This is a genomic window from Pseudomonas sp. GW821-FHT09A09, from assembly GCF_059418405.1.
Window position 1 is genome coordinate 82,988 of sequence record NZ_JBWKPU010000019.1, and the last position, 7,157, is coordinate 90,144.

Below are 7,157 nucleotides of genomic sequence, written 5' to 3' on the forward strand. Positions count from 1 at the left end.
GCCTGCGATAGCGCTGGGTCAGTCACTATCGCATTAACTGATAGTCCGCTATCGCAGGCAAGCCAGCTCCCACAGAGGAAGGGTGGGTTAGCTTCCGGTCTTTACGAAGCCGGGTTTGAGGCCGAACACTTCCACGCCTTGTGGCGTGGACTGCCCGGTGGTGACTTTCACCCGCTCAACCGGCTTGTCCATCGCCTCCCGGTACTCCACCTCACCCCCGCTGATCGCTTGCGCCGGCACCACAATCGCCTGCTCATTGTTGTAGGTCACAATGGTCAACCGCGCACTCATCCCCAGCCGCACCCGCTGTAACTGTTGCGGCGTGAGCTTGGGAATCGACAGGGTCACCGGAAACTGAGCGCTGCCCTGGCTATCGCCCGCAATTGCCAGGCCACTGACCACGCTGACGGAACCGGTCAGCCGTTCACCGTCGAACCCGTCGCCCATCACCTCCACGGCCTGGCCCTGATGCAACTGGTTGATGTCCAGCTCCGAAACCTTGGCGACGATCTTGAGCCGTTCGATATTGGCCAGGCCGAACAGCACCTGACCCTGGCTCACCTTGCTGCCAGCCTGCACGGGGGCATTGTTATTGCCGCCGCCTTGGGACGAACTGCTGTTGCCGGGAGCCGGGACCACGATGCCGGAAAACGGCGCCTTCACCTCGCGGCCATCGAGCAGTTTGTGCAGGGCGTCGTATTTCACCGTGGCGTTGGTCAGCTCCATGTCAGCGATCTGGCGGTACTCGCCTTTGCCCTGATCCAGTGCCTGTTGCAGTTCACTGCGTGCCGAGGCCAGGTCCAGTTGCTGCTGTTGGGTTTGTTGCCGCAGGTCGTCGAGCTCATTGCGCGGGATGATGCCGCGCTTGAACAGGTTCTCGCTTTCGGTGAGTTTGCGTTGGTTATTGCCGGCGGTCATCTCCGCCGTGCGCAGGGTGCGACGCGCGCGGCTGACCGTCGTGCCGCTGTCCCAATCCTGCATTTCCTGCACGGTGCGTCGGGCCTTGAGTTGCGCAGACAAGGCATCGCGCAATTGCACTTCGAGAGTGGACGGGTCCATCTGCAACAGCACTTGGCCGGCCTCCACACGCTGGCCCTGTTCCACCAGGTTGGCCTGCACATTGCCGTCGAAGGGCGCGGTGAGGGTGATGGTGGTGTCGGGTTCGATCTTGCCCACCAGGCCAATCTGATGCACCAGGGGGTCGGGTTTCACTGCCAGCCACTGTTCGGCTGCGGCGGTCTGGTTGGCGGCAGGGCTGCGCACGCTCAGCAGGGCGATGCCCGCACCCGCCAACAGCACGATCAACACAGCACCCAGCAGGCGTTTGTTTTTAGTAGTCATTGAGGGCGATTTCCCAACTTTCCAGCGTCATGCCCAGGGTCAAATCGAGCTGGGTCTGGGCGTTCAGATAAGCAATCAGCGCATTAAGCTGCGCGTTTTCGGCGTTGCGCAAATCGGTTTCGTAGCTCAACACCTGAAAGTTGGTGGAGCGCCCGGCGCTGAGTTTTTCCCGTTCGATCTCGATCTTGCGCCGCGACAGTTCCACCGCGCGCTGGGAGATTTCATATTGGCGCCAGCGAGTGCCGAGGTCACGCACCACGTCGTTGACGCTGCGCTCCAGTTCCTGGCGTGCGTCGGTGATGCGGATCTCCTGGTCTTCCACATTGACCCGCGCGCGCACTTCGGCTTGGCGCGTGCTGATGTCGCCGATGGGGATCTGTACCTGCACCCCAGCGTAGCTGTCCCAGGTGCGGTTGTTGGTATTGCCGGCGTCGTTGTTGTAGGCATCGCGTATCTGGTTGGCCCCGGCCACCAGGTCCACTTGCCAGCGTCCGGAGTCCTTGGCGATTACCAGGTTGAGGTCGGCCTGCTGGCTGCCGAGCAGGGCGGCAAGGTATTCCGGCTGCTGGGTCTGCGCCAGGTTGAAGGCCTGGCGCTTGTCGATGACCATCGGCTTGGCCTCCAGGGCTTCACTGGCGCGGATCGGCGTCGACAAGTCCAGTGCCAGCAGGCGCAGCAGGGCCAGGCGGCTGGTGTCGAGCTGGTTCTGGGCCTCTTCCACGCCCAGTTGCTGGGTGGCGATATCGGCTTCAGTCTGCACGATCTCAAACTCGGCCATGCGCCCGGCGGCGATCAGTGCCTTGTTCACCTCCAGCAAGGTCCCGGAACGTTTGAGGGCGTCCTGCACGATGCTCAGTTGTTCCTGGGCGCGCAGCAGTTCGCGGTAGGTGGCGATGATCTGGCTGATGGTCTGCGCCACGGTGGCCTTGAGGTTCAGGCGGTTGGCCTGTTCCGACAGGCGTGACAGGCGCAGCGGTGCGGTGGTGGCGTCCCAGCCGGCGCCGCGCATCAGCGGCTGGATGATCGCCAGGTCCAGGCCATCGCTGCGGTAGCGCCCGGCGCGGTCGGCGTTGTTCAGTTGCTGGGTCCAGGCCATGCTCAAGCGCGTGCCATACTCGCCGAGCAGGGTTGCGTTCGGCGCCAGGTTGGCGTTGCGCGAGTTGTCCGCCGAGCCGCGAGTGTTGCGGTAGTAGCTGTTGAGGGTGAGCTTGGGGTTGAACGTGTCTTCAGCGACGCGCAGGTCGAATTTCTGCGCCACCCGCTGCAGGTACGCGCTGCGAATCGCCGGGTTGTTGCGCAGGCCCAGGTACACCGCATCACCCAGGGTCATGGTGGTGACCTGGGCGTTCAGCGAAACGCTGCGGTCGTAGCCGCTGCGTGTGGTACTGGGGGCCGATGGGTTGATCACCACGTCGGCCGCCGCGCAGGGCAGGCTTGCCAGGGCGAGGGCCAGCAACAGGCCTTTATTCATCGCGCAGGGCCTCCACCGGCTGCAACTTGGAGGCCGACACCGCCGGGTAGATCCCGAAGAACAACCCCACCAGCAAAGTACTGCCCACCCCCAGGGGCAAGGCGGCGGCCGCCAGCACAAATGCCCAGCCCGACATCCACGCATAGAGCCAGGCGGCTGTCATGCCCAGTACCGCGCCACACAGTGCGCCCACGGCGGTCAGCGTGACCGCTTCGAGCAGGAACAGGTTGCGGATGTCTCGCTGGCGCGCGCCCAGCGCCATGCGGATACCGATTTCGCGGCGGCGCTCCGAGACATTCATCAGCATCACGTTCATCACGCCCACGCCGCCCCCCACCAGCGAGATAGCCCCCAGGGCCAGCAACAGGTAAGCAAAGGTGCGGCTTTGCCGGGTCATGCCGTCGATCATTTGCTGAGGCACCTGGATGTCGACCGTGTGGTCGGTGAGTTGGCGTTGGAGCTCGGTGGCGGCGTTGTGGGCGATACGTTCCATGTCCTGGCCGGGCGTGGCGCGGATGATGACGTTGCCGATCTGCGGCGTGGCGTAGATACGGCGCATGCCTTCGGCGGGAATGAACAGTGATTCGTTGGCTTGTACGGGCATCAATATGGCGCGCGGCTGGCTCTGGAGAATGCCCACCACCAGAAACAGATAGTCATTGATGCGCACGCGGTCGCCCAGTTTGATCGGATCGCCGGGGGCGCCCAAGGCTTGGGCGAGTTGGTCCCCGATCACGCCATAAGTTTCATTGGCGTCGAAGACGGACAGGAAGCGGCCTTCACGTACGACGATGCGCATAGCGTCTTTAATGTCCGGTGTTGTGCCGACAAAGTTCGCATTGGTGGTGCGGCCATGGAAAACCATGGGCCCGCTGAACAAAGTGAGCGCACCAATGTGAGCGATGCCCGGCACGGCCTCGCGCACGGCTTCCAGATCAAGGCGGGCGCGCATCGGGGCAGTGCTGTTGCCTTTCGGGGGGAACTGGGCCACCAGGGTGTCGGTGCCCATGTCCTTGAAAATCATCGCGGCGTCGACCGCCGCGTTGTGGCCGATATTGATCAGGGCCACCACGGACGAACTGCCGATGACAATGCCCAGCAGCGCCAGGACCGAGCGTTTGCCCAGGGTGCGCAGGCTCACGAAGGCTTCATGCAGCAACTGGCTGAGGCTCTGTTCGACCCGCAGGCTCATAGGCCTCCAGCCTCTTGCACCACGCCGTTGCGCACCAGGATCTTGCGGTCCAGGCGTTCGGCGATGTGAGGGTCGTGGGTGACGATGATCAGGGTGACCTGTTGCTCGCGGTTCAGGGCCAGGAGCAAGTCCATGATCTCTTGCGCGGTGGTGCTGTCGAGGTTGCCGGTGGGCTCGTCGGCGAGGATCACCGAGGGCTTGCCCACCAGCGCCCGGGCAATCGCTACACGCTGGCGCTGGCCGCCGGAGAGGTCGGCGGGGCGGTGATGGGCGCGTTCGGCCAGGCCAACCTGGTCGAGCATGCGCAGGGCCTGCTCCACCGACTCGTGGCGTGATACACCCCGGTAGCTCAGGGGCAGGGCGACGTTGTCGAGGGCGCTGAGGCGCGGCAGCAGGTTGAAGCTCTGGAACACGAAACCGATCTGCTGATTGCGGATCGCGGCCAATTGGTCGGGGCTGGCGCTGAAGATATCGTGACCGGCAAAGTGATACTCGCCGCAGTTGGGCAGGTCCAGCAGGCCGAGAATGTTGAGCAGGGTACTTTTGCCGGAGCCGGAAGCACCGAGAATGCCGCAGCTGTCACCACTGGCGATGGACAGGCACACATCATTGAGAATGGACAGTTCTTGCCCGGCGAGCTGATAACGCTTGCCGATGCCTTGCAGGGAGATCAAGCCTGGGTGCGCGGGGATATCTGTCATCATGACTACGCCTGCAGTCTCGACGGTGCCTCCATGCCCCCGGTAAATCCTTGTAACAAGTTCGGGAGCTGCCTGGTACGCGTCACGGACTGGTTTTATTTCTTGTTTTTAAAATATTGTTTGAATAGTAACCGTGTTCCAGGCGCTCCGCCAGCCATGGATGTAGAGCGGTTTTACCCTTTGAAACGATTTTTCCAGCGGCCGTTCCGAGGGGCAAAAAAACGTCTCAGCTAGCGGTGATGTGCCCGTTTATACAGGCTTTTAGTAGTATGGCGCAGTGTCACTACTTGCTTTCGAAAGGCCGCCCCGGTATAAAAAATCAAATTATTTTTTAAAACAATATTTCCCACGTGGAACCCCTATGGTCGCGAAGAAACTCAGCGCTCCAAACGTTACCAAGACTCGACTGCTGGATGCGACAGAGGCTCTCTTCATCAAATACGGCTATGACGCCGTGCTGCTCCGGCAGATTACCGAGCGCGCCCAGGTGAACCTGGCCGCCGTGAACTACCACTTCGGGGACAAGGATTCCCTGATGAAAACCCTGTTGATGCAACGCCTGGAGCCGCTCAACGAGCAGCGCCTGGAATTGCTCGCGCGCTGCGAAGCCGAATCCGACGGCCCGCTCGATTGCGATACCTTGCTCGGCGTGCTGTTTGCCCCGGCCATGGGCCTGGAGCGCAGTGACCCGGCCAGCGCCAGCGGGGAAGGGCGTTCGTTTATCCGGTTCCTGGGCCGGGTCTACAGCGACACCTCGCCGTTTATCCAGGAATACCTCAAGGTGCATTACCAGCCGGTGTTCCAGCGTTTCTTCGAAGCCTTCGCCCTGGCCTTGCCCGACCTGCCACGCAATGAGTTGGGGGTGCGCCTGCAATTTGCCCTCAAGGCGATTTCCGGGGTCATGGCCGGCACTGAACTGCGCCTGTTGATGAACTCCATGAGCCTGGGCCGTCCAGCCACGGATGCCGAGGTGATGGCCAAGTTGATCACCCTGGTGTCAGCGGCGATTCGTGTGCCGCAGCAGAGCCCGGAAGCCGAGAATGCCTTGGCCAAGGTGCTGGACACCCAGCGCGCCATTCGCGAACAGGCCAATGAACCGGTTGCCAAGGCCTCGCGCTAGCTCGAATTCCAGGCAAAAAAAACCCGCTGGGGCGGCGGGTTTGATGTGAAGCATTTGTAACGGATGAGGCTTCACACTACGGCTCGGGATGTGAATAAAACGTGAAAAGTTTGTAAGGGAAAGTGTGAAAACGTTGAGATGTGTAAACGTTTCTGAATTTTCCTATTGTGCCGGCCGAATTCAGATTTTCCAGTGGCCGGCGCTCTTCGCCAGCCGCTGGCGCATTGCGTCCACGTTCTGCGCCAATTGCACGGTCAACAAGCGATAACCATCCAAAGCGCTATAAACCGGCGCGTCCAGTGTGGGTTCTACCCCGATGTGGCTGGTACGCTCCAAACGCTCCGTCACCCCCGATTTCAACGCCCGCGCCATCCCCACCAACTGCACGCGGATCTGCCGGTGCTCGGCCTTCAACATCACCTGCATCCGCGCGCTTGCCTGTTCATCGCGCGGGTCCGGCCGCGTATTGCCCAGAATCTCCAGGGTGCTGATGCACATGCGCAGGTGGCGCTGGATCGCATCCAGTTCGGTCATGGAGATGCGCACTTCCTTGGACACCGACGGCATCAACGAACGCAATTGCAGCATCGCCGCGTTGAGGCGGTTCATCAGCTTGAGGTGTTCATCGTCGGTCACTGACCGCCCGCTGATGATCCGGCTATAAATCTCGGCGCAGTCACGCAAGGCACTGGCCAGGTTGTAGCGCCACGAATACACCGCATACAGCGGCAGGGCGAAGGAGAAAGCCAGCGCCAACACGATACCGATCAGGATGTCCACGGTACGCCACAGGCCATCGGAGATCGGATTGTCCCCGTGGCCTGCGACGATAAACACCGTGATTGCCGACAGCAGCGCGATGTACCCGCCCTTGCCGATGGCGTGATAGGAAAAGAACCCGCACACCACCGACATCAACAGATAGGTCAAGAGCGGCTGGCCGAAATAAGCCTGTTGCAGCACCAGCAACAAACCGACGCTGGCGCCGATCAAGGTGCCGTAGGCGCGCTCCACCGCTTTTTTGCCGATATTGCCGTGATGCTGCAAGCCGCCGATCACGATCAGCATGGTCACCGATGCCCATTCCCCGTGGGGCAGGTTGATGCCGGTGGTCAGCAGGATCGTCGCCAGCAAGCCGATGGACACGCGCACGGCGTGGATCAGCTTGGCGTGGCGGTAGCGGCGGTAGGGATCGAGCAGAGGGCGCAACAGGCGCCGGAAGATTATATTCATGAGGTCTAACTTCAAGCCAGGACCCTGTAGGAGCCGGCTTGGGGGGGGGGGGGGGGGGGGGGGGGGGGGGGGGGGGGGGGGGGGGGGGGGGGGGGGGGG

General features: G+C 62.1%; 6 protein-coding genes. 1 reads left to right on the forward strand and 5 read right to left on the reverse strand.

Annotation, left to right across the window (positions count from 1 at the left end; genetic code table 11):
- Positions 1-87 precede the first annotated feature (87 nt).
- Genes AC07OV_RS17910 through AC07OV_RS17925 form a run of 4 tightly spaced genes read right to left on the reverse strand, consistent with a single transcriptional unit; the run spans position 88 to position 4,708 of the window.
- A complete protein-coding gene (locus tag AC07OV_RS17910; RefSeq protein ID WP_495092688.1) occupies positions 88-1,341 on the reverse strand; it encodes an efflux RND transporter periplasmic adaptor subunit in 1,254 nt (417 codons plus the stop codon).
- Positions 1,331-2,812, reverse strand: a complete 1,482-nt coding sequence (locus tag AC07OV_RS17915; RefSeq protein ID WP_494996461.1) for a TolC family protein — start codon at positions 2,810-2,812, stop codon at positions 1,331-1,333. The genes AC07OV_RS17910 and AC07OV_RS17915 overlap by 11 nt, the downstream gene beginning before the upstream one ends.
- Positions 2,805-4,004, reverse strand: coding sequence for an ABC transporter permease (locus AC07OV_RS17920; protein ID WP_494996462.1), 1,200 nt, complete (start codon positions 4,002-4,004; stop codon positions 2,805-2,807). The genes AC07OV_RS17915 and AC07OV_RS17920 overlap by 8 nt, the downstream gene beginning before the upstream one ends.
- Positions 4,001-4,708, reverse strand: coding sequence for an ABC transporter ATP-binding protein (locus AC07OV_RS17925; protein WP_176998820.1), 708 nt, complete (start codon positions 4,706-4,708; stop codon positions 4,001-4,003). The genes AC07OV_RS17920 and AC07OV_RS17925 overlap by 4 nt, the downstream gene beginning before the upstream one ends.
- A gap of 358 nt (positions 4,709-5,066) precedes the next feature.
- Between AC07OV_RS17925 and AC07OV_RS17930 the strand changes: the two genes are divergently transcribed.
- Positions 5,067-5,825 carry a TetR/AcrR family transcriptional regulator gene (locus AC07OV_RS17930; RefSeq protein ID WP_494996463.1) on the forward strand — a complete coding sequence of 253 codons (759 nt, stop codon included), beginning with the start codon at positions 5,067-5,069 and terminating at the stop codon, positions 5,823-5,825.
- A 180-nt stretch (positions 5,826-6,005) separates the two neighbouring features.
- Here the strand turns inward: AC07OV_RS17930 and AC07OV_RS17935 are convergent, their stop codons facing one another.
- A complete protein-coding gene (locus AC07OV_RS17935) occupies positions 6,006-7,058 on the reverse strand; it encodes an FUSC family protein (RefSeq protein WP_495092689.1) in 1,053 nt (350 codons plus the stop codon).
- Positions 7,059-7,157 lie beyond the last annotated feature (99 nt).

What these genes read in the sequence shown, in the direction of transcription:
- AC07OV_RS17910 (WP_495092688.1), bottom strand. Translation starts at nt 1,341, where the DNA reads ATGACTACTAAAAACAAACGCCTGCTGGGTGCTGTGTTGATCGTGCTG.
- AC07OV_RS17915 (WP_494996461.1), bottom strand. Translation starts at nt 2,812, where the DNA reads ATGAATAAAGGCCTGTTGCTGGCCCTCGCCCTGGCAAGCCTGCCCTGC.
- AC07OV_RS17920 (WP_494996462.1), bottom strand. Translation starts at nt 4,004, where the DNA reads ATGAGCCTGCGGGTCGAACAGAGCCTCAGCCAGTTGCTGCATGAAGCC.
- AC07OV_RS17925 (WP_176998820.1), bottom strand. Translation starts at nt 4,708, where the DNA reads ATGATGACAGATATCCCCGCGCACCCAGGCTTGATCTCCCTGCAAGGC.
- AC07OV_RS17930 (WP_494996463.1), top strand. Translation starts at nt 5,067, where the DNA reads ATGGTCGCGAAGAAACTCAGCGCTCCAAACGTTACCAAGACTCGACTG.
- AC07OV_RS17935 (WP_495092689.1), bottom strand. Translation starts at nt 7,058, where the DNA reads ATGAATATAATCTTCCGGCGCCTGTTGCGCCCTCTGCTCGATCCCTAC.